This is a genomic window from Shimia sp. R9_3 (genome assembly GCF_017743755.1).
GTDB lineage: Bacteria > Pseudomonadota > Alphaproteobacteria > Rhodobacterales > Rhodobacteraceae > Shimia.
Map to the genome: position 1 here is coordinate 168,946 of NZ_JAGHRP010000008.1, position 24,995 is coordinate 193,940.

General features: G+C 58.6%; 21 protein-coding genes. 10 read left to right on the top strand and 11 right to left on the bottom strand.

Annotated features, from left to right (window positions below):
• Nucleotides 1-4: 4 nt before the first annotated feature.
• Nucleotides 5-793, top strand: a complete 789-nt coding sequence (locus tag J7412_RS18445; protein ID WP_209080154.1) for a xanthine dehydrogenase family protein subunit M — start codon at nt 5-7, stop codon at nt 791-793.
• Nucleotides 794-865: 72 nt separating this feature from the next.
• Nucleotides 866-1,261: a hypothetical protein gene (locus tag J7412_RS18450; RefSeq protein ID WP_209080156.1), complete on the top strand. Its 396-nt coding sequence runs from the start codon at nt 866-868 to the stop codon at nt 1,259-1,261.
• Between the two features lie 59 nt (nt 1,262-1,320).
• Here J7412_RS18450 and infC read toward each other — a convergent pair whose 3' ends face one another.
• Complete coding sequence (gene infC, locus J7412_RS18455) at nt 1,321-1,866, bottom strand: translation initiation factor IF-3 (protein ID WP_209065422.1); 546 nt, start codon at nt 1,864-1,866, stop codon at nt 1,321-1,323.
• A gap of 195 nt (nt 1,867-2,061) precedes the next feature.
• Here infC and J7412_RS18460 point away from each other — a divergent pair, with 195 nt between their 5' ends.
• Nucleotides 2,062-2,430, top strand: a complete 369-nt coding sequence (locus tag J7412_RS18460) for a hypothetical protein (RefSeq protein ID WP_209065284.1) — start codon at nt 2,062-2,064, stop codon at nt 2,428-2,430.
• 52 nt (nt 2,431-2,482) lie between these two features.
• Here J7412_RS18460 and J7412_RS18465 read toward each other — a convergent pair whose 3' ends face one another.
• The 5 genes from J7412_RS18465 to J7412_RS18485 form a co-directional block, all read right to left on the bottom strand.
• Nucleotides 2,483-3,331, bottom strand: a complete 849-nt coding sequence (locus tag J7412_RS18465; protein WP_209080226.1) for a ferredoxin--NADP reductase — start codon at nt 3,329-3,331, stop codon at nt 2,483-2,485.
• 118 nt (nt 3,332-3,449) lie between these two features.
• Nucleotides 3,450-3,857: a DUF934 domain-containing protein gene (locus J7412_RS18470; RefSeq protein WP_209080158.1), complete on the bottom strand. Its 408-nt coding sequence runs from the start codon at nt 3,855-3,857 to the stop codon at nt 3,450-3,452.
• Nucleotides 3,854-4,651: a phosphoadenylyl-sulfate reductase gene (locus tag J7412_RS18475; RefSeq protein WP_209080164.1), complete on the bottom strand. Its 798-nt coding sequence runs from the start codon at nt 4,649-4,651 to the stop codon at nt 3,854-3,856. Before J7412_RS18475 ends, J7412_RS18470 begins: the two co-directional genes overlap by 4 nt.
• The gene (locus J7412_RS18480; protein ID WP_209080166.1) at nt 4,641-6,308 is read right to left on the bottom strand and encodes a nitrite/sulfite reductase; all 1,668 of its coding nucleotides are present in this window, start codon (nt 6,306-6,308) and stop codon (nt 4,641-4,643) included. Before J7412_RS18480 ends, J7412_RS18475 begins: the two co-directional genes overlap by 11 nt.
• Nucleotides 6,309-6,345: 37 nt before the next feature.
• Nucleotides 6,346-6,669: a DUF2849 domain-containing protein gene (locus J7412_RS18485; RefSeq protein WP_209080168.1), complete on the bottom strand. Its 324-nt coding sequence runs from the start codon at nt 6,667-6,669 to the stop codon at nt 6,346-6,348.
• A 141-nt stretch (nt 6,670-6,810) separates the two neighbouring features.
• Here J7412_RS18485 and J7412_RS18490 point away from each other — a divergent pair, with 141 nt between their 5' ends.
• On the top strand, nt 6,811-7,272 hold the full coding sequence (locus J7412_RS18490; RefSeq protein WP_209065420.1) for an Lrp/AsnC family transcriptional regulator: 462 nt from the start codon (nt 6,811-6,813) through the stop codon (nt 7,270-7,272).
• A gap of 263 nt (nt 7,273-7,535) precedes the next feature.
• Here J7412_RS18490 and J7412_RS18495 read toward each other — a convergent pair whose 3' ends face one another.
• On the bottom strand, nt 7,536-9,035 hold the full coding sequence (locus tag J7412_RS18495) for a BCCT family transporter (RefSeq protein ID WP_209080170.1): 1,500 nt from the start codon (nt 9,033-9,035) through the stop codon (nt 7,536-7,538).
• 322 nt (nt 9,036-9,357) lie between these two features.
• Here J7412_RS18495 and J7412_RS18500 point away from each other — a divergent pair, with 322 nt between their 5' ends.
• Entirely contained in the window at nt 9,358-10,959 is a 1,602-nt protein-coding gene (locus J7412_RS18500) for a BCCT family transporter (RefSeq protein ID WP_209080172.1), read from the top strand.
• 42 nt (nt 10,960-11,001) lie between these two features.
• Here J7412_RS18500 and J7412_RS18505 read toward each other — a convergent pair whose 3' ends face one another.
• The 3 genes from J7412_RS18505 to J7412_RS18515 are packed head-to-tail and all read right to left on the bottom strand — an operon-like array spanning nt 11,002 to nt 15,205.
• Nucleotides 11,002-12,192, bottom strand: coding sequence for an MFS transporter (locus J7412_RS18505; RefSeq protein ID WP_247744001.1), 1,191 nt, complete (start codon nt 12,190-12,192; stop codon nt 11,002-11,004).
• Nucleotides 12,189-13,436 (bottom strand): sigma-54 dependent transcriptional regulator, encoded by a 1,248-nt coding sequence (locus tag J7412_RS18510; RefSeq protein WP_209080180.1) that lies wholly within the window; start codon nt 13,434-13,436, stop codon nt 12,189-12,191. The genes J7412_RS18505 and J7412_RS18510 overlap by 4 nt, the downstream gene beginning before the upstream one ends.
• A complete protein-coding gene (locus J7412_RS18515; RefSeq protein ID WP_209080182.1) occupies nt 13,433-15,205 on the bottom strand; it encodes an ATP-binding protein in 1,773 nt (590 codons plus the stop codon). The genes J7412_RS18510 and J7412_RS18515 overlap by 4 nt, the downstream gene beginning before the upstream one ends.
• A gap of 185 nt (nt 15,206-15,390) precedes the next feature.
• Between J7412_RS18515 and J7412_RS18520 the strand changes: the two genes are divergently transcribed.
• Genes J7412_RS18520 through J7412_RS18530 form a run of 3 tightly spaced genes read left to right on the top strand, consistent with a single transcriptional unit; the run spans nt 15,391 to nt 18,951 of the window.
• Nucleotides 15,391-16,569 (top strand): M20 aminoacylase family protein, encoded by a 1,179-nt coding sequence (locus tag J7412_RS18520; RefSeq protein WP_209080184.1) that lies wholly within the window; start codon nt 15,391-15,393, stop codon nt 16,567-16,569.
• 25 nt (nt 16,570-16,594) lie between these two features.
• On the top strand, nt 16,595-17,758 hold the full coding sequence (locus J7412_RS18525; protein ID WP_209080186.1) for a M20 aminoacylase family protein: 1,164 nt from the start codon (nt 16,595-16,597) through the stop codon (nt 17,756-17,758).
• 26 nt (nt 17,759-17,784) lie between these two features.
• On the top strand, nt 17,785-18,951 hold the full coding sequence (locus J7412_RS18530) for a M20 aminoacylase family protein (RefSeq protein ID WP_209080188.1): 1,167 nt from the start codon (nt 17,785-17,787) through the stop codon (nt 18,949-18,951).
• Between the two features lie 91 nt (nt 18,952-19,042).
• Here the strand turns inward: J7412_RS18530 and J7412_RS18535 are convergent, their stop codons facing one another.
• Nucleotides 19,043-21,490, bottom strand: a complete 2,448-nt coding sequence (locus J7412_RS18535) for a response regulator (RefSeq protein WP_209080190.1) — start codon at nt 21,488-21,490, stop codon at nt 19,043-19,045.
• 475 nt (nt 21,491-21,965) lie between these two features.
• On the opposite strand from J7412_RS18535, the gene J7412_RS18540 reads away from it, so the two are divergent.
• Together J7412_RS18540 and J7412_RS18545 are read left to right on the top strand one after the other, a co-directional pair.
• The gene (locus tag J7412_RS18540) at nt 21,966-23,267 is read left to right on the top strand and encodes a glycosyltransferase N-terminal domain-containing protein (protein WP_209080192.1); all 1,302 of its coding nucleotides are present in this window, start codon (nt 21,966-21,968) and stop codon (nt 23,265-23,267) included.
• A complete protein-coding gene (locus tag J7412_RS18545) occupies nt 23,264-24,601 on the top strand; it encodes a glycosyltransferase N-terminal domain-containing protein (RefSeq protein WP_209080194.1) in 1,338 nt (445 codons plus the stop codon). The genes J7412_RS18540 and J7412_RS18545 overlap by 4 nt, the downstream gene beginning before the upstream one ends.
• The last annotated feature ends 394 nt before the right edge of the window (nt 24,602-24,995 follow it).

Below are 24,995 nucleotides of genomic sequence, written 5' to 3' on the forward strand. Positions count from 1 at the left end.
CATCATGTATAATTTTGATTTTGAGAAGCCCTCCACCATCGCGGATGCGGTTGCTGCGTTGGGCGCGGAAGAAGCGCAGGCTCTTGGTGGCGGACAGACTTTGATCCCCACCCTGAAACAGCGCTTGGCGAGCCCGAGTAAACTGGTGAGCCTCAAAGGTATCAGTGAAATGCAGGGGGTCTGCATTGCGGATGACGGGGCTGTTTGCATCGGTGGCGCCACTTGTCACGCAGATGTCGCGGGCAGTTCGGATGTGTTTGCCGGTCTTGCGGGCCTTGCAGGTGGCATCGGTGATCCAGCGGTGCGCGCGCGCGGCACCATTGGTGGCTCTCTGGCCAACAATGATCCTGCGGCCTGCTATCCGGCGGGTGCCCTAGGCTGTGGTGCGACGATCATGACAAACAGTCGTGAAATCGCCGCGGACGACTACTTTGAGGGTATGTTCACGACCGCGCTTGAAGAAGGCGAGATTGTCACCGAAGTGCGCTTCCCTGTGCCTGAGGCATCCAACTATCAGAAATTCGAACAACCCGCTTCCCGCTTTGCGCTGGTCGGTGTGTTTGTTGCGAAATTCGCTGATGGGGTCCGTGTTGCCGTGACAGGTGCGTCAGAGGAAGGTGTGTTCCGTTGGACAGAAGCAGAGGCAGCACTTTCTGCCAACTTCTCAGCCGATGCCATCGCGGATCTGAAACTGGGTTCGGATGGCATGATTGCTGATTTGCATGGCACTTCTGAATATCGCGCGCACCTTGTGGGTGTTTTGACACGACGCGCGGTTGCAGCAGCGGCCTAGAGCGCCTTATAGTTCTGAGAAATGGGAGGGCGGCTGTTAGATCAGCCGCCCTTTGCTTTGGAAAGGCGACAAATGATTCTCGATATCTGGAACAGTTTTCAGCGGCTGCCGCTATGGGTGCGGATTTGGATGTGCGCGGTTCTGGCGCCAACCAACATGGTCCCGCTTTTCTTTATCGGCACACATCCCTCGGCCATATGGATCGCTTTGCTCTCTGTTATGGGGATGCTGGTGAACCTGCCGATTCTGATCAGAGAGCGCGGCTTCTCCGCGGCTTTGTCCTTTCCGCATTTGATATTCTGGGTGCCGCTTGTTGTGATTTTGCTCACACGCCCGCCGTTTCTGGAGGGAATAAGTGGTGCCTATGCCAGCGTCCTTTCGGTACTGCTGATCGTAGACATCATTTCTCTGGGCTTTGACGTCGGAGAGGCGATCAAATGGTTGCGCGGTGCGCGCGACATTGCATGAGGCAAAGAAAAAGCCCCGGCCAAAGGCTGGGGCTTGAACGTTTGCTATGACCGTTCGGCTTACTTGGAAATTGGGCCGATCATCATAATCATTTGGCGACCTTCCATCTTGGGCATGTTTTCCACTTTGCCCAATTCTTTGATGTCTTCAGCCACACGCTCCAGAAGCTCACGGCCGAGATTCTGGTGGGCCATCTCACGGCCACGGAAGCGCAGGGTGACTTTCACCTTGTCGCCTTTTTCGAGGAACTTGATCACGTTGCGCATCTTGACGTCATAGTCATGCGTGTCCGTGTTCGGGCGGAACTTCACCTCTTTGACCTCAATGGTCTTCTGCTTTTTGCGCGCCTCGGATTCGCGTTTCTGCTGTTCATATTTGAACTTGCCGAAATCCATGATCTTGCAAACCGGAGGGTTTGCATTTGGAGAGATCTCAACAAGGTCCAGACCAGCTTCTTCGGCCATTGTCATGGCTTTGGCCGGGTGCACGACTCCGACGTTTTCGCCGTCTGCGCCAATCAAGCGGATTTCGGGAGCGCGGATGCGCCCATTGATACGAGGTCCGGTGTCACGCTGTGGCGGTGCGTTATGAGGTCTGCGGGCTATCGTTTTGTTCCTTCGATGGTGAATACCTATGAGTGGCTAATTTATTCGCGCTTGCGCGGCGATACAACCGCCGAATCCGCGACTGTGATGCAAATCCCGCGCCTTTCCCCCTTGAGAAGGAGGGCGGCAATCACGAGATGCATGGCGCAGGGGGTGCACTCGGTTTGGTGGCGCCCCGTTTTTTGGAGTGTGGTAATGAGAAGCCTTGTCTGGAGCATCTTCGCTTTAAGCACAGCTTTCGGGACATATGTTGTCTGGCAGAATGCTGTCAGCCCGGCAGCGTCGTCATCGGTGTCGAATGCTGCAGAGATCTCTGGGCAGCCAGTTTCGGAGACTCTCGAAAGCACTCCACATACTGAAAGCCCGCAGACTCAAGAACGTGCGTTAGAGGCGTTGTTCACACCGGAAGGCTTTGATTTGAAAGAGGTTTGTGCGCTGATCGATGCAGCGGACATGGGGGATTTGCAAAAGGCGGCGCTTAAAGCAACGCTCGTGGATTCTCTTGAAAACCCTGAGTTTCTCCAACAGACGCTGGAGAATGCCAAAGGTGCCTTAGGCTACTGAGTGAAACACAAAACGCCCCCAATCGGGGGCGTTTCGTTATGAATTCTTGCCTTTAGTCGAGGAAAGCTTTTTCCACGACATATTGTGCAGGCTTGGAATTTGCACCTTCCTCAAGACCCGCTTCTTCGAAGAGCTCTTTGAGTTCGAGGTTGAAGGCCAAATTGCCGCAGATCATTGCGCGATCGGTTTCTGGGTTCAAAGGTTCGATTCCCAGGTCTTCAAAAACCTCGCCGGAGCGGATCAGATCGGTGATCCGGCCCATTTTTGGGCTCTCTTCGCGGGTGGTGGTAGGGTAATAGCGAATCTTCTTGTGGAAGTCCTCGCCCATCAGCTCTGCGAGCATCTCATCGTTGCGGATGCTTTCGATGAGGTCGCGACCGTAAGCCAGCTCGCCAACTTCGCGGCAGGTGTGGGTGATGATGACTTCATCATAGTCTTCATAAGTCTGCGGCTCGCGCAGCAGCGAAGCAAACGGGGCAAAGCCGGTGCCGGTTGCAAAGAACCAGATGCGCTTGCCTGGCAGCAGGGCGTCATGCACGAGCGTGCCAACAGGCTTGGGGCGCAGGATGATTTCATCACCCGGCTTGATGTGCTGCAGCTTGGAGGTCAGCGGGCCGTCTTGCACTTTGATGGAGTAGAACTCCATTTCCTCATCCCACGCCGGGGAGGCGATGGAATAGGCACGCAGAAGCGGTTTTTGCTTGCCTGTCTTGGGGTCTGGATCGCCCATCAAGCCAATCATGACAAATTCGCCCGAACGGAAACGCAGAGACGCAGGGCGCGTGCAGCGGAATGAGAACAGGCGGTCAGTGTAGTGCTTCACCTCTGTCACAGTTTGCGCGTCAGGAAGGGCGGGCACTTTTACGGATTTTTCTTCGGTCACAGGCGTTTGCTCGGTCATATCAAAACAGGCGGGATTGCCACGCCTCCTCATCTAACATCTCTGGTGGGGTTTTGAAGGTATATCAGCGATGCGGCTTTGACATATCGCAAAGCCGCATCACTTTCTTCGACACGCTTTAGCCGCGCATCCGGGCTTGGTAGTCGTTAGCTTGCCAGTTGGCGCGGAATTTCCATTCCTCTTCTGGCTGGCGGGTGGACAACTCTTCAGAGATTTCCACCTCGTCAAAGCCACAGCGGCGTGCCATGGCATATTGATCTGAAATAACGTGGCCTTTCGCGCGCAGGCGGCCATTGTAGCCAGCCAAGCGCAGCTGGCGGGCGATGGTAAAGCCGCGGCCGTCTGCAAAGCTTGGGAAATCCACGCGGATCATCTTCACGCCTGCGAGCTGCGCAATAACAGCTGCCGGGTCGGTATCTGAAGGGACGTCAAGCGCTGCCACATCATTTGCGGCTTCATCCAGCGGCACAAAACCAAGGGTCCAGTCGTCGGCGCCAAAGCCGTTGTCTGTCACGATCACAGTCATGTTTTTTCTCCGGTTCGCACTATTTTGCCATCGACAAAATGAATGCCACATTCTTCTTTGTCCTGACCGCGCCAGCGGCCGGAGCGGGGGTCTTCGCCTTCTGCCACCGGCGAGGTGCAAGGCGCACAGCCGATGGAGGGGTAGCCTTCGGCCACAAGCGGGTGACGCGGCAGGCGGTTTTCTTCCATATAGGCACGCACGTCATCGGGTGCCCAATGGGCCAGTGGGTTGACTTTGATGCGGCCCGTGAAATCTTCGATTTCAAAGAACTCAAGCGCGGCTCGGGTACCGGACTGGAAGCGCTTGCGTCCCGTGATCCAGCCATCATAGCCGCGCAGGGCTTTTTGCAGAGGGCGGGTTTTGCGCAATGCACAGCAGGCATCGGTGTCGTGCTGGTGCAATGTGCCATCCGGGTCTTCTGCGGCCAGCGTGGAGTCGCTTGCGCGGATCACCTGAACATTTTCCAGACGCAGCTGCTCTGCCAAATCCTGCTGGTAGACAAGTGTCTCCGCAAAAAGCATTTCCGTGTCCACAAAGAGCACGGGAATCTTGCGGTCCACAACGGCAGCCATGTGCAGCAGCACAGCGGATTCTGCGCCAAAGGAAGACACCATTGCCAGTTTCCCGGCTTGCGGATCCTTCAACGCGGCTTCCATCACCGCCGTCGCAGAATGGTGGCGGTAGCGCGCGTTCAGCGCATCCACCTTTGCCTGCAGCGGATCCACGCGCTCTGACCCCGGGGCTTTCCCGGTGGTCAGAGGCGAGGTCAGTGGCGTGAGGCCATTATGCTGCATTCGCCTGCGCCTCTGGGTAGAGGTGAGCCTTGAACGGCGCGAGGCCGAGGCGGCGGTACGCTTCCAGGAAGGTCTCTTCCGGACCTTCGCGCAGCTCCAGATAGCCTTTCACGAGGCGCTCAATTGCAGGCACGATTCCATCGTAAGCAAAGCCAGGACCGGCGCGCTCACCGATGGAAGCGGTCCAGGTTGCATCGCCACCAAGTGTTATCTGGTAGTTCTCAACACCGGCGCGGTCGAGGCCGAGGATGCCGATGTGACCCACGTGGTGGTGGCCACAGGCGTTGATGCAGCCTGAGATTTTGATCTGCAGGTGGCCGATGTCGTGCTCAAGCTTCAGCTCTTCAAAGCGGGTTGCGATTTGCTGAGCCACAGGAATTGAGCGCGCGGTTGCCAGCGCACAGTAGTCCATGCCGGGGCAGGCGATGATGTCGCTGACCAGACCGATGTTGGCCGTGTGCAGGTCCGCTTCACGAAGCGCCGCGTAGATCGCTGGCAGATCGGATTTATGCACGTGCGGCAGGATCACGTTCTGCTCGTGGCTGATACGCAGCTCGTCATGCCCATAATCACGCGCGATCTGGGCCAGAACACGCATTTGCTCCGCGGTTGCGTCGCCAGGGGTTTGGCCCTGCTTTTTCAGCGAAACCGTGACAATGGTGTAGCCGGGAGCGCGGTGCTTGGTCAGGTTTGTGTCGACCCAGCTGCGGAACATCGGGTTGGCGTCGTAAGCCGCTTCAAACTCTGCGACCGGCGCGTTGCGGAAGGCAGGTGGTGCAAAATGCGCCTTGATGTCTGCAAACAGGTCCTGATCGACACCGGAGAAGGTTGGACGCACGCTTTCATAGCGCTCCTCAACCTTGGCGCGGAATTCATCCAGGCCGGTTTCATGCACAGTGATCTTGATGCGGGCTTTGTATTTGTTGTCGCGGCGACCAATCTGGTTCCAGACGGAGACGGTTGCCTCGATGTAAGGCAGCAGGTCTTCGCGTGGCAGGAAGTCGTTGAGGACTTTGCCGACCATAGGTGTACGGCCGAGGCCGCCGCCAACCAGCACTTGGTAACCTGTTTCACCAGCGTCGTTTTTCACGATGCGCACAGCCAGATCGTGCGCCTTCAAAACGGCACGATCAGCTTCGCCAGCACTCACGGCGATTTTGAACTTGCGACCCATGAACTGGAACTCAGGGTGATCGGTGGACCACTGACGGATCAGTTCCGCCACCGGGCGTGGATCTTCCAGCTCGTCTGCTGCTGCGCCCGCAAAGTGGTCTGCGGTCACGTTGCGGATGGTGTTGCCGGAGGTCTGGATGGCGTGCATGCCAACCTCGCCCAAAGCGTCCAGCATATCAGGCACATCTTTGAGTTTTGGCCAGTTGTACTGGATGTTCTGGCGGGTGGTGAAGTGGCCGTAGCCTTTGTCCCATTTCTCTGCGAGCAGCGCCAGCGTGTCCATCTGCGCGGAACTGAGGGTGCCATAAGGAATGGCGACGCGCAGCATGTAGGCGTGCAGCTGAAGATAGAGGCCGTTCATCAGGCGCAGAGGCTTGAATTCATCCTCGGTCAGATTGCCGGCGATGCGGCGCTCTACCTGTGCACGGAACTGACGATTGCGCTCGGCCAGGAAGGCTTTGTCAAAGTCGTTGTATTGATACATGGGTGGACCTTTTCGCGTTTGTCTCAGGAGAGGCCGATCAGACGGCCTGACCATCCTGGTTTGCGGCGTCTGCCTGTTTGCCGTGGAAGTAGTTTGACGGGCCGGTGCGGCGGAATTCTTCACGGAAATGGGTTGGCTCAGGACCGTTTTCCCCTGCAACCGCATCCGCCAAATAGGCGCCTACGACTTCGCTAACATGTTGAGAAGCCTCAAGAAGACGCAGCTGCGCGTGGGCTTCATCAGTTAGTAACTCTGCTTCGGTCAAATCACGTGACCAATTGTCTTTGGCTGTGAAGTAAATCACGTCGCCTTCCAACAGGGCGTTGGCGGTGATGACTTTGGGTGTGAATGCGCGGGGCATTTGTCCGACTCCGGTGTTTGACTTTGATCCATATATAGGAAATATTCCCCCTCAACCGCCAGATACTGGCGAAAATAGAAACGTGCGTTTCGGTGTCAGCGGGGATCTGCGCCGATGTTCCAAAAACTGAGGGGAAATGGAATGGCGTTGCGCATTGACGACATGGATAAGAAAATTCTTGGGGAGTTGCAACGGGACGCAGCGCAATCTCTCGATGAAATTGCCAAACGTGTGGGATCTTCCAAGACTCCGGTGTGGAACCGGATCCGGAAATTGCGCGAAGGCGGGGTAATTCGCCAGCAAACCGTTCTCTTGGATGCCGAAGCCCTTGGTTTTGATGCCTGTTTTTTCGTTCTGATCCGTACTAGCGAACATGAGGCCGATTGGCAGGCGAAATTTCTCAAAGCTTTGAGAGAGCGGCCAGAGGTGCTGGAAGCGCACCGGCTGGCGGGGGATATAGACTATATCCTTAAAGTGCAGGTGCAGAATGCGCGCGCTTATGACATCTTTTATCAAGCATTGATCTCAGAGGTGAAGGTCCACAACGTGACCGCCTTGTTATCTATGGAAGAAATCAAATCCACGAGCATGCTACCGCTCTGAGCGGTAAGATTTGGCCGTTTTTTGCAAAGCCGCTTGCAGGCGTGTCTGTATCGCGTCGGTATTGCGGCTGTATCGCGACAGTGCAATTTCGCGCATTTACACCTTACCGCAACGGTCGATGCTGTAAGATTTAGACCGCAGCCGATCTGACCCAAACTGGGCCAGGTCGGCTTGTTTTTCAGCGCCTCTAGGGACGCATGAGCAACCAGATCATCGCACCGATGAAGGCGAATGTTGAGAGGTTGAGAACTGTGTTGAGCAGATCACCGATCAGCATGATGCACCTCCTGACGCAGGCCCCGGATCAGACAGACACAGAGCAGCACACAGACAAAGACAAAGGGCAGGGCGCCAATGGCGATCAGCTTTTTGATCGCATCAACAGACCCCGATAAGATCATCGCCGCGCCCAGCAGGCCGAGCAGTACGCCCCAAACCAAGCGGACTTTCGGGCTTGGATCGGGATCGCCGCCGGTTGAGAATGTGCCGAGCACAAAGGCCGCGCTCACTACGCTGGTGACGATGAAGAGGAAGGCGGCCAGAATGGTGGCGATGGTGGTCAGTGTCGGCAGGGGCAGGCGCTCCAGTAGGCCAAAGGTGACACGTTCCACATTGGTCTCTGCCATCAGGAGCAGATCACCGCTGCCATGTAATATGTCAAACAGACCAATGCCGCCAAAGGCACCAAACCAGATCACTGAGAACACGGTTGGGCCAATCAGCACGCCCAGTACAAACTCGCGAATGGTGCGGCCTTTGGAGATGCGGGCAATAAAGACACCGACAAATGGCCCCCAAGCAATCCACCAGACCATATAGGTGAGGGTCCAATCCTGAAACCATGTCCCGAGATCGTCGCCAAAGAAGGTGAGCGTTTCAAAGCCACGGGGTATGGCGGCAAAGATATACTCGCCAAAGCCGTTGAGAATGGAGTTGAGCAAAAACTCCGTGGGGCCGAGAATGACGGTGTAGAGCACCAGCGCGATTGCGATGATCATGGCGGTGTTGGAGAGGCGCGCCATGCCGGTGCCGAGATCCACGAGCAGGGGCGGCAGGTAGGCGGCGACCATCACCACAAAGACGGCGGCCACCAGCCATGTGGCGGCTTTGTCACCGCCCATCATCACGTCAATGCCGTCGGCCACCTGAAACACGCCCATGGCGATGGAGCCACCCACGCCAATGGCAATGGCAACAATCGCCATGAAATCAGAGAGGCCCCCAACAAGCTTTGCCCATGTTTCATCTGGGAGGAGCGTTTCAATCGGGCCGCTGACCAGCATGGGCGCGCCTTTGCGAAAGGTGAAATAGGCGATGGTGAGCGCTGTGGTGCCGTAGATCGCCCAGGCATGGATGCCCCAGTGGAAATTTGTAGCCAGCAGAGCCTGCTGGGCGGCATAGGGCTGTTCCATGAAACTTTGGGCAAAGGCAAAATGGGTCAGGGGTTCGGCAACGGCCCAGAACAGCAAGCCCACCCCCATGCCCGCCGCAAAGAGCATGGCAATCCAGGAGGGTGTGGAAAACTCCGGCCGATCATCATCGGCTCCAAGGCGGATGTCTCCAAATCTGGAGAAAGCCAGCCAGATACATAGGAGCAACATGCCGGAGACAGAGAGCATGACAAACCAACCGCGGCTCTCAAAATATTTGGCGACCACTGTGGAAGCCAGACGCACGAGGCTGTCCGGGTCCATGACGCCCCAAGCGCCGATCGCTGTGATCAATGTGCAGGAGGTTGCAAGGGTGAGCTGCGAGCGTGTCACGGTTTGCCCTCCAACATCTCAGGGCAAGCGATGTGTTCTGTCGTGCGGTTGATCCTCATAGCCTGCTCCTAACAAAGCCTACTTTGGTGGTGAAAGTGCCGGTCCGGCGCGCAAGGGAGAAGTGTCTGCCCTTATGCGTCTTCGTTCGTTTGTAGCCAAAAGTCAGGCGGTCTCGCCAATGGCTTCTGGCGCTGTGTCATAGCGAAAAAAGTGAATATGTGAAGTAAAATTTCAAAAGTTAATAAAAGATTTATAAATTAGACAGGTGCCCTAATGTTGTGCAACGCTTGGATCACTGGACTTCGTGCAAAAGGGGTAGACTATGTCTGAGACCAAAAAAATGCTCGATCCGGACCCAAGAGTCTGGGATTTCGAAACGGAATACGAGCTCGGGCAGGACAACATCAGGCCATTCGGACTTGATATTCACAATCCTGTATTTCTTATATCTAGTATATTGATCTGTGCGTTTGTGCTGATCTCGCTGGCCAATCAGGAAGCCTCTGCGGCGTTCTTTGGATGGCTCAGGCCGTGGCTGACCAGCACCTTTGATTGGTTTCTTGTTCTTTCTGTGAATGCGATCACGCTGTTTGTTCTGGCGCTTGTTGTGCTGCCGGTTGGCTCTGTGCGGATTGGTGGCAAAGATGCGCGGCCGGATTATTCCTATGCGGGCTGGATCGCGATGATGTTTGCCGCTGGTATCGGGATCGGCCTGCTGTTTTTTGGCGTGCTTGAACCGGTCTATTATAACTTTTCCGAAGGCGGCGGTGCGCGGCCTCTGAATGTGGATATCACCCAGCCGGGCAATGAATATATCGGCGTTGTGGGCACCATTCACCACTGGGGCCTTGAGGCCTGGGCGGTCTATGCCGCGGTGGGTCTGTCGCTGGCGATTTTCTGTTACAACCTTGATTTGCCGCTGACACTGCGCTCTGCGTTTTATCCGATTTTGGGGGATCGCGTCTGGGGCTGGTGGGGCCACACCATTGATATTCTGGCGGTTTTTGCCACGCTGTTTGGCCTGACCACGTCGCTTGGTCTGGGCGCGCAGCAGGTGGCCGCCGGATTGAATGAGGTGTTTGGCATTGAGCCTACCAACACGGTTGTGGTGCTGTTGATCATCGGGATCACAGTGATTGCGCTGGGATCGGTTATGATGGGCATGGATGCCGGGGTGAAACGCCTGTCAGAGATCAATATGATCATGGCGGTGGCCTTGTTTATCTTTGTGATTGTGGTCACCGGCGTGGGCACGGCGATTGCGCGGTATTTCTCTGTGATGACGGATTATGTGGCGATGCTTCCGGCGCTCTCAAACCCGTTTGGGCGAGAGGACACGAGCTTCTTCCATGGCTGGACGACGTTCTATTGGGCTTGGTGGATTGCGTGGTCGCCGTTTGTGGGGATGTTCATTGCACGCATTTCCAAGGGGCGGACCGTGCGTGAGTTTGTGCTCTGTGCCTTGATCGCGCCGACGGCGGTTTGTGCGCTGTGGATGTCCACCTTTGGGGGTGCGGCGATTGACATGCTGAACGCCGGTGGTGCGGAAGGCGTGAAGGCGACCGTGATTGACGCCTATAAGCCTGAGGGCGCGCTGTTTGGCTTCCTCAAGGAGCTGCCGCTTTACTCGGTGGTGGCGCCGATTTCGCTGGTGCTGATCGTGATCTTCTTTGTGACCTCGTCAGACTCCGGCTCGCTGGTGATTGATACGATCACCGCAGGCGGGAAGATGGATGCGCCGGTGGTGCAGCGGGTGTTCTGGTGCACGCTGGAAGGTCTGGTGGCGATTGCGCTTCTGCTGGGCGGCGGGTTGGCCGCGTTGCAGGGGGCGGCGGTGTCCACGGGGATCCCGTTCACGCTGGTGGTGCTGATGATGTGCTATTGTCTGTGGCTGGCGCTGAAGGCTGAGCGCGCCAAGATGTAAGAGTAAGCTGCGGGCGCGTCTTTGGGGACGCGCCCGTATTGCCTAGGTTCGACGTAAGGCGCTGGCGAGCACTGCGATCATGAGTGCAAGGCCGGCAAGCACGGCAAAAGACACCCGAAGAGATGTGGCATTGGCGATGAACCCGATCAGCGGCGGGCCAAGCAGCATGCCGCCATAGCCGAAGGTGGCGGTGCCAGCGAGGGCTTTGCCCGGGGGCACAACGGGATCATTGGCGGCGCGGCTGAATGCCAGCGGGAAGATCAGCGCATAGCCAAGGCCCATCAGCACAAAGCCGGTCAGCATGATGGCGGGCACAGGGAAGAGCACGGTGAGCACCGCGCCGATGGCGGCGACAAAGCCGCTGATGCGGGCGGCGGTGACGGGAGGCACATGGCGGGTGATCTGGTCTCCGGCGAGCCGCATGGCGACCATGGCGACAGAAAACAGCGCATAGCCCATGGCCGCCCAGTTTTCCGGCGCGTTGCCGATGTCGACCAGATAGACCGCGCTCCAATCTGCAATCGCCCCTTCGCCCATGGAGGCCCCGAGGGCCAGCAGGCCCACAAGCACGAGCGGGCCGGTGGGAAGGGAGAACACCGGTGCCGGGTTGCTGCGGTTGGTGGGGGAGGTCCAGGGGATCTGACCGATCCAGAGCATAAGGGCTGTCCATGTGCCACCGATGGCGATGAAATGCCAGAGCGGCGCAATCTCAAGGCTGATCGCGCCGTAGCCGCTGGCCGCGCCAAGCCCGGCACCGAGGCTCCACATGGCGTGATAAGACGACATTTGCGGACGTTTGGCCCAGCGTTCGACCTCAGCGCCCCAAGCGTTCATGGTGACATCCATCGCGCCGTGCGCGGCCCCGAAAAGAAAGAGCGCTGGGGCGAGAAACCAAATGCTGGGGGAGGCGGCAAGCGCAACGAAGAAGATCAGTTTTGCTGCTGCGATGGCGCGGGTCACCGCTGCGGCGCCGTAGGTGTCGGCCAGGCGACCGGCGATCGGGAAGGCGCAGATCGCGCCACCAGCGAGCAAGAGCAGAAGGCCGCCCAGCTCGGCGTGAGACAAATCATGGGCTGTCTTAAAGGCCGGGATGCGCGAGGCCCAGATACCAAAGAGCCCGCCGTTGAGGGCGAACATCGCGGCGATGGCGCGCCATGCGCTTTGCCGCGTCAGATCTGCAGGGGCGGGGGCGTGCGAAGGTGCGGTGTCTGGCGCGATATGTTCAGAAGTCATCGGAATGTGTCTGGCTTGAGGCCGTATTTGGCGAGTTTGTCATACATGGTTTTGCGCGGCAGCTTGAGGGTCTCGGCCGCTGCGGCGGCGCGGCCCTGATGTTTGCGCAGGGCTTCGGCCAGCAGAGAGCGTTCCACCTGTGCCATCTGCTCGGCAAGACCAAGCGAGGCGCTTTGGGTTTCTTCGCCGGGCAGGCCGAGCACAAAGCGCATGGCGACACTCATCAGCGCGCGGGCATTGCCGGGCCAGTCCTGCGCCATAAGGCCGGAGATCACCTCAGGCGTGACCTCGGGGGCGGTAACGCCCGCCTGCTCGGCGGCCTGAGCGACGTATTGGCGGAACATCACCGGAATGTCCTCGGGGCGTTCAGACAGCGCGGGTATGCGGACCTGCAGCGCATCCAATCGGTAAAAGAGATCGGCATGCAGGCGTGCCTCTTGCACAGCTTCTGACAGATCCGCAGCGCTGCCAAAAATCAGGCGGGGATGGTCTTCGGTTTCCAAAAGCGACAGCAGCGCAAATTGGGTCTGCATCGGCATGGCTTGAATTTCATCCAGAAACAGACTGCCGCCTGCGGCGTCCTCGACCGCCTGTTCAAAGCGCGCCACATCCATATCGATGGTGGTGTGTTTGCCAAATGGCCCTTTGCTGAAGGGGGAGCAAAGATGCACCACTTCGGCCACTTTGGAGATGCCCGCGCCGGGCGGGCCGCTGACCAGAACCTCAGCTGGGATGCGCGCAACGGAACGCACCCGGCGGCGCAGAGTTTCAGACTGGTCGGAGACACCAAAAATCCAGCGCGCGGCGGCGTCGCCGGTTTCAAGCTGGGCTTTCAGGCGGCGGTTTTCGAGCGCCATGGCCCTGGCCTTTTGTGCGCGGTTGATCACGGCCACAAGCTCTGTTGGTGCGCAGGGTTTTTCCAGAAAGCCAAATGCTCCCTGCGTCATGGCTTTCACTGCCATTGGAATGTCGCCTTCGCCTGTGAGCAGGATCACCGGAAGTTCGGCGTCCGCTTCTTTGGCGAAAGTCAGAAGGTGAAAGCCATCCCGCCCCGGCATGCGCATGTCAGAGAGGATCACGCCGGTGAACTGAGCGGTGATGTGATCTTTGGCCTCGACAAAGGAGCCTGCCGCAATCACGGGAAAGTCTTCAAGTTCAAGGGTTTGCGTGAGTGCCTCGCGCACCACCGGATCGTCGTCCACGACGAGGACCGGCGTGGCAGCCTCGGGCAGGGGGGAGGTCATGCGGCGCTCTCCTGTGGCCAGCGTTCCAATTCAACGGTGAAGAGCGCGCCGCCTTCCGGGTGATTGCTGCCCCGGATGTTGCCGCCAAAGCTCTGGACCAATCCGTAGCTGATAGAGAGGCCGAGGCCCATACCCTCAGAAGAGCCAACTTCTTTGGTGGTATAAAACGGGTCAAAAATCTTGTCAGGCGCGTCAATCCCCGGCCCGGTGTCGCGGATCAGCACACAGAGGCGCGGGGCGGATTGAATGGTGATGTCAATCTGACGGGTCGGGCGGTTGGCCATGGCGTCAGCCGCATTGGTGATGAGGTTCACAAAGACCTGCCCCAAACGCACCTCGCCGCCACGCACATATACCGGGGTCTTGAGCGCGTCCGGTGACCAGTTGAGGGTGATGTCGTCCTGCAGCAGGCGCGGCTCTGTCAGCTCAACGGCCTGCGTGATGACGGCGGCCAGATCAATGCGGCCTGTCGGTTCGTTTTCATTGCGGGCAAAGGCACGCAGGTTTTTGATGATGCGGGCCATGCGCGTGGCCATCTGAGAGATGCGTGTGAGGTTTTCGCCAGCTTTGCCGCTGTTGTCCCGTTCCAGAAAGCGGGTGCCGTTTTCGGCAAAGGTCTGGATCGCCATGAGTGGCTGGTTGAGTTCGTGGCTGATGCCTGCGCTCATCTGGCCAAGGGCAGAGAGCTTTCCGGCTTGCACAAGATCGGCCTGCGCCTTTTTGAGCGCGGCTTCGGCTTCTTCGCGTTCGGTGATTTCGCGGCGCAGTGCCTCGTTGGTGGCGCTGAGCGCCTGTGTGCGCAGGGTGACGCGGTTTTCCAGCTCGGCATTGGCCTCTGTCAGAACCCGGCGGCGTTCCAGAACCTGCAGAAGGATCAGACCAAAGATCATAAAGATCGCGGCGATGGTGCCTGCCTGCAACCCTGCGATGCGGCGGGCGAGGCTGACGTCGACGATGGCTTCGGCCACCATATCAATCACCGGCAGATCCTGCACGATGTGCAGCCCGCGCGCAGGGATGTAAGGGCCCCAGTCCAGCTGCCAGATTTCAAAGCCTGCGCGGGTATAGGATCTGAAGGTCGGGGCGTTTCCCTGCGGGGGGATCAGGCTTTGCCCATCGGCGGAGCGTTTCCAGAACACCAGTTCGGAGCGGTTGGATATAAAGACCTCATCCAGATCGTCGATAAAGAACACGGTGGGGCCGTCGCCGCGCCAGTTGCCTTCGACATCTTCCACATCCACCACCACCGTGAGCACGGCGCTGACCGTGCCATCTGAGGAAAAGCTTGGAACAGAGTAGTAAAAGGCGCGGCGGTCAAAGCGCAGGTCGACTTCGTGGTGGGCGCCCAGTGCGCCTTGAAGTGCGCGCCTGAAATAGGGTGTTTCAGACAGGGCGTTGGGGGGCGGGGCGGTTTCCTGTGCGGTGGCAAGGATGGTGCCGTCCGCGCGGGCATAGATGAGATCCAGCGCGGCGGTTTTGTCCGCGGCCTCCAGCAGAAGGGCGTGGCCGCGTTGGGCTGTGGTGATGGCCGGGTTGTTGGACAGAGCCAGCAAGGTCGGGTGCTCTGCCATCAGCACGGCAAGCTCTTGATATCGCTTGAGTTGTGCGGTCAAGCGATCAGCGCCCAAAGCCAGATCGGCCTCTCCCCGGCGGGCCAGCTGTTCCAGCGCCTGACCATAGCCATAACGCCAGACCCCACCGGCCACAGCGAGCACGGTGAGCAGGAAGATCATCAGAATCGCCGCGCGGTGGCGGATCCAGGTACGCATGGGCGTGACCCTAGCGATTTTGCCGAGGGGCTGCGAGTCGTCGTTAATTTGGGCATGTGTCGCGGTGTGCGGGCGAGGGTTGGCTGTGCGTGGGAGAATTTTGACGTGCCCCCTTGCTCTGGAATGAACAATCGTTCAGTCTTTGCGGATCAGCACATGGGGATGACGTAAGGAGCGCGCAGGGGATGCCGATCAAGAACCGCTTTGCAGAGATGCAGGAAGAGATCACCGGCTGGCGTCGGCATTTGCATGCCCATCCGGAGCTGATGTTTGACGTGCAGGAGACAGCGGCGTTTGTAGAGGCGCGGCTGAAGGAATTTGGCGTGGATGAGATCACGCCGGGTATTGGCCGCACCGGTGTGGTGGCGGTGATCAAGGGCCGCACGGACACCAAGGGGCGTGTTGTCGGGCTGCGTGCGGATATGGATGCGTTGCCGATCGAGGAGATCACCGGGTTGGATTATGCTTCCACGGTGCCGGGCAAGATGCATGCCTGCGGCCACGACGGGCATACGGCGATGCTTTTGGGGGCGGCGAAATACCTTGCGGAGACGCGCAATTTTGACGGCACGGCGGTGATGATTTTCCAGCCGGCCGAAGAAGGCGGCGGAGGCGGCAAAGAGATGTGTGATGACGGGATGATGGACCGTTGGAACATTCAGGAGGTCTATGGCATGCACAATGCGCCGGGGCTGGCGGTGGGCCAGTTTGCCATCCGGCCCGGTGCGTTGATGGCCTCAGCAGATGAGTTTGAGATTGAGGTGACCGGTAAGGGCGGTCATGCGGCGGAACCTCATGTGGCGGTGGACACCACATTGGTGGCGGCGCAGATTCTTGTGTCGCTTCAGTCGATTGTGGCGCGCAATGTGAAGCCGATCGAGCGGGTGGTGCTGACGGTGGGCACGCTTGAGACCGACAGCAACGCCTCCAATGTGATCGCGCATAAGGTGCGCATGAAGGGCACGGTGCGCACGCTGGACAACGACAACCGTGCTTTGGTGGAGCAGCGTATCCGGGAGGTGGCGACCCATACGGCGCTGGCCTTTGGTGCCACCGCTGAGGTGACCTGGGAGGATGGCTATCCGGTCACGGTGAACCACGAGGCGGAGACGGCCTTTGCGATTGAAGCTGCGCAGGCGGTGGCGGGGGAGGCCAATGTGGATCCGGATGTGGATCCGATCATGCCCGCGGAGGATTTCTCCTTCATGCTGGAGGAGCGGCCGGGGGCTTATATTCACCTTGGCAATGGTGACAGCGCGCAATGTCACCATCCGGCCTACAATTTTGAAGATGAGGCGATCCCTTTTGGCAGCAGCTGGTATGCTGAGATGATTGAGCGCCGGATGCCCGTAACAGATTTATAAAGACCCGATCAGGAATTACACACAGATGCCTATTAAGAACCGTTTTGCCGAGCTGCATGCCGAGATCACCGAATGGCGGCGTGACATTCATGCCCATCCCGAGGTGCTTTATGAAACCCACCGCACGGCGGCGCTTGTGGCGGACAAGCTGCGGGAGTTTGGCTGTGACGAGGTGGTCAGCGGTGTGGGGCGCACGGGTGTGGTGGGCATCATCAAAGGCAAGACCAATGCGTCCGGCAAGGTGATTGGCCTGCGCGCCGATATGGATGCTTTGCCGATGCAGGAGCAGACCGGGCTGGACTATGCCTCTGAAAATGAAGGGGCGATGCACGCCTGTGGCCATGACGGGCACACCGCCATGTTGCTGGGCGCGGCCAAATATCTGAGCGAGACGCGCAATTTTGATGGCGCGGTGGCGCTGATCTTTCAGCCGGCAGAAGAGGGCGGCAATGGCGCCTTGGCCATGGTGGAAGACGGCATGATGGACCGTTGGAACATTCAGGAAGTCTACGGCATGCACAATCAGCCCGGCATGGCCGTGGGCGAGTTTGGCGTGCGCAAAGGGCCGCTGCTGGCGGCGGTGGATTTCTTCACCGTCCATATCGAGGGCAGAGGCGGTCATGCGGCACACCCTCAGGACACGGTGGATCCGACATTGATCGGCACGCAGATGCATATGGCGCTGCAATCCATCGTCAGCCGCAATGTCGACCCGGTGGAGCGCGCGGTGGTCTCGGTGACGTCGTTTCAGACCGGATCCGATGTCTATAATGTGATCCCGCACACCGCCACGCTGAAAGGCACGGTGCGCACTTTTGTGCCGAAGACGCGGGACATGGTGCAGGCGCGCATCGAAGAGATTGTGACGCAGGTGGCCGAGAGCTTTGGCGGCAAAGCCACGCTGGATTATCAACGCATTACGCCTGCGACGATCAACTCAGAAGAGCAGGCGGCCTTCGCCGAAGATGTGGTCACTGCGATCTCCGGCAGCTGCAATCTCGCGGATATCAGCATGGGCGGCGAGGACTTCTCCTACATGTTGCAGGCCCGGCCCGGTGCCTTCATCATGATCGGCAATGGGGACAGCGCGTCCCTGCACCATCCGGAATATAATTTTGACGACGATGCGATCCCCTACGGGAGCAGCTTTCTGTCGGAAGTGATCGAGCGCCGCATGCCAGCGGCCTAAGGCAAGAGTTACAGCGAGGAACCGAGATGCCAACCAAGAACCGTTTTGCAGAGTTGCATGATGAAATCACCGCATGGCGACGTGATTTGCACGAAAACCCCGAAATCCTGTTTGAAACCCACCGCACCAGCGCGCTTGTGGCCGAGAAGCTTGAAGCTTTTGGCTGCGATGAGGTTGTCACAGGCATTGGCCGCACCGGTGTTGTCGGTGTGATCAAAGGCAAGGAAACCGGCTCCGGTAAGGTGATTGGTCTGCGCGCAGATATGGATGCGCTGCCGATCCATGAGCAGACCGGTCTGGATTATGCCTCCAAGACGCCGGGTGCGATGCACGCTTGCGGTCATGACGGCCACACCGCGATGCTGCTTGGCGCGGCCAAATACCTGAGCGAGACCCGCAACTTTGATGGCACCGTGGTTGTGATCTTCCAGCCCGCCGAAGAAGGCGGCGGCGGCGGCAAAGAAATGTGCGATGACGGTATGATGGACCGCTGGGGCATCCAGGAGGTCTACGGCATGCACAACTGGCCAGGCATGCCGCTTGGCAGCTTTGCAATCCGTCCCGGATCCTTCTTTGCGGCGACTGACCAGTTTGACATCACCTTTGAGGGCAAGGGTGGTCACGCGGCCAAGCCGCAGGAGACCGTGGACACAACCGTGATGGCCGCGCAGGCGGTGGTGGCGCTGCAGACCATCGCAAGCCGCAACGCCAACCCGGTGGATCAGGTGGTGGTGTCTGTCACCAGCTTTGAAACCAGCTCTAAGGCTTTCAATGTGATCCCACAGAAGGTGCAGATCAAAGGCACCGTGCGTACCATGAGCGCGGACATGCGTGATCTTGCGGAACAGCGGATCAAGGCAATTTGTGCCGGTATGGCTGGAACCTTTGGCGGTACAGCGGATGTGACCTATCACCGTGGCTATCCGGTGATGGTGAACTCTGAGGTGCAGACCGAATTTGCCGCTGAGGTGGCGAAATCTATTTCCGGCCAATGTGAGGAAGCCCCGCTGGTGATGGGCGGCGAAGACTTTGCCTTTATGCTGGAAGAGCGCCCCGGTGCCTACATTCTTGTCGGCAACGGCGAAGGGGGCGCGGCGGTGCACCATCCGGAATACAACTTCAATGACGAAGCCATCCCCGCAGGCTGTAGCTGGTGGGCAGAGATTGTTGAGAAGCGGATGCCAGCCGCTTAAACAAAGAGAAGGCTGCGCTGAAGGGCGCGGCCTTTTTTGTGTCGATTACCTTATGCGCGCGCCTGCAAGGCCCTCAGGGAAATTGCAGGCCTTAAGACGCCAGCCGTTGCTCCAGATGTGCTGAAAGCGTGTGCAGCAGATGGGTCTTGTTGATCGGCTTTGACAGGAACATATCCATCCCCGCCTCAAGGCAGGCCTGTTTGTCGCTGGCAAAAGCGTTGGCCGTAAGCGCAATAATGGGCGGCTGTTTGATCGGCAGATCCCGGATGATGCGGGTGGCTTGAAGACCGTCCAGCTCAGGCATCGACATGTCCATCAGCACTAGGTCAGGGCTGTCGAGTTTGCAATATTCCACCGCTTCGACGCCGTTTTCGACCTCGATCAATTCCAGCGGATAATCTGCGAGATATTTGCGGATCAGCAAGCGATTGGTCTTGTTGTCCTCTGCCAGAAGAATGCGTGTGCCGTAGAGGTGCTCCGGCGCAAACTTGAGATGCTCAACCTCGGTCTCTGTTTCGCCGATGGGGGCCTTGCCCATGATGGTGGCGGAGAAGCAGGCGCCCTGATTGTATTTTTCACACAGGCTGATATCGCCGCCCATCCGACGCGCGAGCATGGTCGAGATGGTGAGGCCAAGGCCGGTGCCGCCAAAGGATCGGGTGATCGCGGCGTCGGCCTGGGAAAAGCGGTCAAACACATGGCGTGCCTGCTCTGGTGAGATGCCGATGCCGGTGTCGATGACGTCAATGGAGATGCCAAATTCGGCGCCCGGTTGGCGGCTGACAACAACCCGCACGCCGCCTTCGCTGGTGAATTTCACCGCGTTGCCGATCAGATTCATCAGGATCTGGCGCAGGCGTCCGTCATCGGCGCGCAGCTTTTGGGGGACACCCTCTTTGTATTCAACCGTCAGGAAGAGGCCTTTTTGCTCGGCTTTGTGGCGCAGCAGATCGGCCACGCTGTCGATGCAGCGGTGGAGATCAAAATCAACCTCACAGACGTCGAGTTTGCCGGACTCAAGGCGGGAGAGATCCAGAATGTCGTTGATGATCTTAAGCAGCGCGTGGCCGGACTCGCGGATCGTGGTCACATTTTGCTTGTCCTCGCTGGACAGCGGAGATTCAGAGAGCAGTTCGGACATGCCGATGATCGCGTTCATCGGTGTGCGGATTTCGTGGCTCATATTGGCGAGGAATTCGGATTTTGCGCGATCCGCGGTTTCTGCAGCGCGTTTGGCTTCGGCCAGTTCGGCCTCATAGCGCTTGGTCTCTGTGATCTCCCGCTCAATGCCGATGCTCATGACCACCTTGCCGTCTTCATCCAGTACTGGGAAGATATTGGTGTCTACCCAAATGAGTTTGCCGGATTTAGTACGGTTGAGGATTTCGGTGTGAAAGCGCTCGCCGCGCTTCTGGTGGCGTTTGATCGTTTCGATTGTGTAGGGGTCGGTTTCCTTTGCATTGAGCAGCTGGCCTGCGTGGCGGCCGATTGCGTCATCAAAGGCGTAACCCGTCATGCGCGTGAAGCCGTCGTTCACCCAGATGATTTTGCCGGTTGGATCAGACAGGAGCACGCTGTCGGAGGCGTGTTTGGCGACCAAAGAGAGCCGTTCAAGCTCCTCGTCGCGTTTCTGCAGTTTCACGATCATCGCGCGGCGCTGCTCTGACAGGCGTGCGGCGGCAATGGTCGGGGTGAGGACAAGCAGCAATGCGCCCAAGAAGAACAGGCGCACACCCACCATATCTTCGGCATATTTGATCCAGCCGTTTTTCGGGCGGGTCGCGATTTGCCAGGTGCCATTGGGCAGCTGTATGTCCATCAGGATTGGGGCGTCGTTCAGGACATCTGGATTTCCAAAGAAAAGCTCGCCATCGGCGCCTTTTCCGTCCTTGCCGATCAGCGCGATATCCAGCGTCAGCTCCGGGTCACGCAAACCAGCGCTCTCATATAAATGTTCGGCATCGATAACGGCGGCCATCAGTCCCCAGAAATGCCGCTCACCGTCGCGCTCATCCCAGACGGGCAGGCGGGCAATCAACCCCACGCCGCCCTGTACCAGATTGAGGGGGCCTGCGATGGCCATCTTTCCGGTGTCTCGTACCTGATACGCAACGCGCCAGCGTGCCTCATTCTCATGGTAATTCAGCCCGAGGGCGGGGCGGTTGCTTTCCAGAGGATAGACTCGGTTGATGATCAGATCGGGGGCAGCGGCAATGTTGATGAATTCCATGGTGCCGCCTGTGATGCGGCTCATCAGGGCGCTGTAGCGCTCCTGAGACATGTCCAGGTCATCTGAGAAAGCCGCGACAATGCCGCGTACAAGCTGAATACGGGCGCTGACTTCGCCCTCGATCTGTGCCCGCAGGCGGCTGGTTTCACTGGACGCGAGGTTGCGCTGTTCCTGAAGGGCAATCTTGTTGTTTTGATAATCTGCGTAGAGCGCAAAGGAGGAGACGACCAGCACAGCAACGAAGGACGGAAGATAGGCGCGTCGAAAAACCGGGGTTAAAATCCTACGCAAATGGGCGGTCAGTTGCATTCGTATTCCGGTCCTTTTGTCCGGCCGCAGGGGGGCTTATTGAGTCTGCACGAGGCACGTTAAGGGGGGCTTAATATACATACGCCGCTGAGCGGGCCGGATGTCATCAGGGTTGTGTGACGTTGGATGGCGAAAACTTTGCTCAATCTAACCTGTCGAGAAAAATTATTGTTTTACAGTATTTTAAGTTTGTCGAGACACACAGCTCTATTAATATTTATGGGTCCAAGCTTCCGTTGAGGCAAGATAAAGATATAGTTTGCATAGATTTTTCTGAAGAAAACCCGGCAGGCATTGTCGAGATCAGGAACGAGGCTGTCGGAGCGGTGTCTTTCCTGTAACGCGCTGAGGCGGTCTCCTGTGAACCGGCGCGCACCCTCTGGGCATGCCTGCGGGGCGTGGCAAACTGAGCCGAGCTGTGTAAAGAAGAGCCTGCCGCCGCGCTAGGGCGGGCCGCACAAAAAGGGACCTCTTCTTGAAACAACGCCCGCTTGTTCTCGGATGGCAATTGCGCAGCTACCTTGCGCTGCGCCCACTGCTGCAGCCCTTGATGCGTCGCGTGGTCGCCAAGCGCGTGGCGAAGGGCAAAGATGATCCCGCACGTAGCCCGGAAAAACTGGGGCAAAGCTCTGTGCCGCGCCCCGAAGGCACGCTGATCTGGCTGCATGCGGTTGGGTTGGGTGAAGTGCTGGCGCTGCGTCCCTTGCTTAAAGAGATGGCACGGCAGGCACCCAATGTCTCTTTCCTTGTGACGTCGACCGCACGCAGCTCGGGGCAGGTGATGGGGGCGAACCTTCCGGCCAATACCATCCACCAGTTTCTGCCGCTGGACGGCCCCCGGTTTGTGGCGGCTTTTCTGGATCACTGGCAACCGGACCTGTCGATCTGGTCAGAGCAGGATCTCTGGCCCGGCGCCATTTGTGATACAGCGCGCCGGGGCATTTCGCTGGCCTATATCAATGCGCGGATTACGGAAGCGGGCCATAAAAGCCGCGCCAGGTTTCGCTCTGCCTTTGGGGATCTGATGCGGCTGTTTGATCTGGTCGCTGGACAGGACGCAGACAGCGTGGCGCGCCTGCGTGATCTGGGGGCGCAAGCGCCCCGCCAAATGGGATCGCTCAAACCGGCGGCTGATCCGCTTTTGGTGGATGCGGCGGCTTTGAACGCTGTGAAGGCTCAGACCGAAGGCCGGACAGTCTGGGTTGCGGCCTCTACACATAAAGAGGATGAGGCGCTGGTGATCGCCGCGCATCAAGAGCTTTTGCGCGCTGAGCCCACCGCGCTTCTTATACTGGCCCCACGTGTTCCTGACCGCCGTGCAGAGATTGGCGATGCGCTGACCGACGCCGGATTGTCTTATGCTCTGCGCAGCACAGGTGCGACGCCATCGGCGGAAGTTCCGGTCTATATGGCAGACACATTCGGGGAATTGGGTCTGTGGTACCGTCTGGCAGACATCGCCTTTGTCGGAGGCTCTGCGGGCGAGGTGGGTGGGCATAACCCGTGGGAGGCGATCGGGCAGGGATGCGCGGTCTTGCATGGCGCCAATACCAGCAATTTCAGACAAGACTATGCTGATCTGGCGCAGGTGGGCCTTGCTACAGAATGCGCGGGGGCTGGTGCGGCCGCACATATTGCCGACGTCCTCGCCAATCTGGACAAGGCCGGAGATGCAGCGCAGGTGCAGCAGAAAGCGGAGGCTTTGGTTGCACGCGCGCGCGAAGGTCTCACGCCTCTTGCCCGCGATTTGCTTGCGCTGCTAAGGGCTGCGCCATGATCCTGACGCTCTTCAATCTGATTTACCGGCTGCTTTGGGTACCTTTGCTGCCACTTCTGATGATCTATCTCTATATGCGGGGGCGCAAAGACCCGCGGTATCTGCGCCATGTCAAAGAGCGCTTCGGCTTTTACGGGCGCGCGCTGCCGCAGGATGCGATCTGGTTTCATGCGGTGAGCCTTGGTGAAGTGCGCTCTGCCCTTGGAATGATCCGGCTCGCACTGGCGCGTGGCGATAAGGTGATCCTCACCAACTTCACCCCTGCGGGACGCGAAGAGAGTGAGCGCCAGTTTGCCAAGGAGATTGCCGAGGGCCGCCTTGCGGTGCTGTGGGTGCCCTTGGACATGCACTGGTGCCTGCATCGGTTTTACCGGGCCTGCCGTCCGCGCTTTGGTCTCACCCTGGAGGTGGAGATCTGGCCTGCGATGATCGCAAGTGCCCGCCGCGCCGGTGTGCCGCTTTATCTGTGTAACTCTCAATATACGTCAGGGGCCTTTGCCAAAGACAGCAAGGGCCTGCGTTTGCGGCAACGTGTGATTGCCAGCGTGGCCGGTGCCTTTGTCAAATCAGAGATACAGCGCGCGCGCTTTGCCTCTGTCGGGGTGCAGAACATCACGGTCACGGGCGAGCTGCGATTTGATCAGCCGATCCCGGAGGCCTTGCTTGATGCGGCGGCGCAGGTTCGCCCGCAGCTCACCGCGGATGGCCGTCAGGTGATCACAATTGCCTCAGGCGTCGCCGGGGAAGAAGAGATCTTTCGCGATATGATCCTGTCGCTGCGCGCCGCCGCCGCCAATGACAGCGCCCCGGCGCCCCTCTTTGTCTATGTGCCACGTGCGCCCGAACGCTTTGAGGCGGTTGGCCGGATGCTGCAAGACGCAGATCTCTCTGTAGGCGTGCGCAGTCAGCTGGCTGAGGTTGGCACAGCGGGGCTGGCTCTACTTGGAGAGGCCTTGGCGGATATGCCCGATGTCCTGCTGGGCGACAGCTTTGGGGAAATGTACTTCTATCTTGGTCTGGCCGATCAGGTCATCGTGGGTGGCGGCTTCACCCCGGCAGGGGCGCATAACATCATTGAGCCACTGGCGGTTGGCAAACCTCCAATCACTGGCCCGGAAACTTGGCCCATCGAATTTCCCTTTGCAGAGGCCGAAGCGGCTGGCGTGGCCAAAAGCTTTGACACACCTGAAGCGATGGCAGCGGCGCTCTGGCCCCCAAGAGAGGCCCCGCTCAAAGAGGCCGCGATATTCATGGCCGAACACCGCGGCGCCAGTGAGCGTACATTGCAGGCGATGGATCAGGTGCTGATCTCACAAAGCGAAAAGTCTGACTGAACATATAAAGGACATATAAAGGGGTGCATGATGCGCCCCTTTTTCACGTCTCGGGCAGGGCGAGTCGACGGGTGTTATGGTTTGCCAAGGCAAAACGGGCGGTTTCAGCGTCGGGAGTGCCCCGTTCTCAGCGTCAAAGGCCGCTGCTCCAATTTTTTCACTTCCCCAAACCCCTTAAAAACAGGGCTTTTGCGAAAAAAACATGCAGTCGGGCAGTTTTTTTCATTTTCCTGTCAAAAAGCGCTTGCGACTCATCCGTACCAGCACTAGAACCCCCTTCACCGGCGGCGCTGAGGCGCACAACGGCGGGACGGACTGGCGGGGAGCGAGGCTCTGGGTTGGGAAGTTCTGGAAATATCGAGCAGTATCAGCGGGTTGCGCTAGGAAGTTTTTC

Excerpts from the sequence above, each read along its gene's own strand:
- J7412_RS18445 (WP_209080154.1), top strand. The coding sequence starts at position 5 with ATGTATAATTTTGATTTTGAGAAGCCCTCCACCATCGCGGATGCGGTT.
- J7412_RS18450 (WP_209080156.1), top strand. The coding sequence starts at position 866 with ATGATTCTCGATATCTGGAACAGTTTTCAGCGGCTGCCGCTATGGGTG.
- J7412_RS18460 (WP_209065284.1), top strand. The coding sequence starts at position 2,062 with ATGAGAAGCCTTGTCTGGAGCATCTTCGCTTTAAGCACAGCTTTCGGG.
- J7412_RS18465 (WP_209080226.1), bottom strand. The coding sequence starts at position 3,331 with ATGACCGAGCAAACGCCTGTGACCGAAGAAAAATCCGTAAAAGTGCCC.
- J7412_RS18470 (WP_209080158.1), bottom strand. The coding sequence starts at position 3,857 with ATGACTGTGATCGTGACAGACAACGGCTTTGGCGCCGACGACTGGACC.
- J7412_RS18475 (WP_209080164.1), bottom strand. The coding sequence starts at position 4,651 with ATGCAGCATAATGGCCTCACGCCACTGACCTCGCCTCTGACCACCGGG.
- J7412_RS18480 (WP_209080166.1), bottom strand. The coding sequence starts at position 6,308 with ATGTATCAATACAACGACTTTGACAAAGCCTTCCTGGCCGAGCGCAAT.
- J7412_RS18485 (WP_209080168.1), bottom strand. The coding sequence starts at position 6,669 with ATGCCCCGCGCATTCACACCCAAAGTCATCACCGCCAACGCCCTGTTG.
- J7412_RS18490 (WP_209065420.1), top strand. The coding sequence starts at position 6,811 with ATGGCGTTGCGCATTGACGACATGGATAAGAAAATTCTTGGGGAGTTG.
- J7412_RS18500 (WP_209080172.1), top strand. The coding sequence starts at position 9,358 with ATGTCTGAGACCAAAAAAATGCTCGATCCGGACCCAAGAGTCTGGGAT.
- J7412_RS18505 (WP_247744001.1), bottom strand. The coding sequence starts at position 12,192 with ATGACTTCTGAACATATCGCGCCAGACACCGCACCTTCGCACGCCCCC.
- J7412_RS18510 (WP_209080180.1), bottom strand. The coding sequence starts at position 13,436 with ATGACCTCCCCCCTGCCCGAGGCTGCCACGCCGGTCCTCGTCGTGGAC.
- J7412_RS18515 (WP_209080182.1), bottom strand. The coding sequence starts at position 15,205 with ATGCGTACCTGGATCCGCCACCGCGCGGCGATTCTGATGATCTTCCTG.
- J7412_RS18520 (WP_209080184.1), top strand. The coding sequence starts at position 15,391 with ATGCCGATCAAGAACCGCTTTGCAGAGATGCAGGAAGAGATCACCGGC.
- J7412_RS18525 (WP_209080186.1), top strand. The coding sequence starts at position 16,595 with ATGCCTATTAAGAACCGTTTTGCCGAGCTGCATGCCGAGATCACCGAA.
- J7412_RS18530 (WP_209080188.1), top strand. The coding sequence starts at position 17,785 with ATGCCAACCAAGAACCGTTTTGCAGAGTTGCATGATGAAATCACCGCA.
- J7412_RS18535 (WP_209080190.1), bottom strand. The coding sequence starts at position 21,490 with ATGCAACTGACCGCCCATTTGCGTAGGATTTTAACCCCGGTTTTTCGA.
- J7412_RS18545 (WP_209080194.1), top strand. The coding sequence starts at position 23,264 with ATGATCCTGACGCTCTTCAATCTGATTTACCGGCTGCTTTGGGTACCT.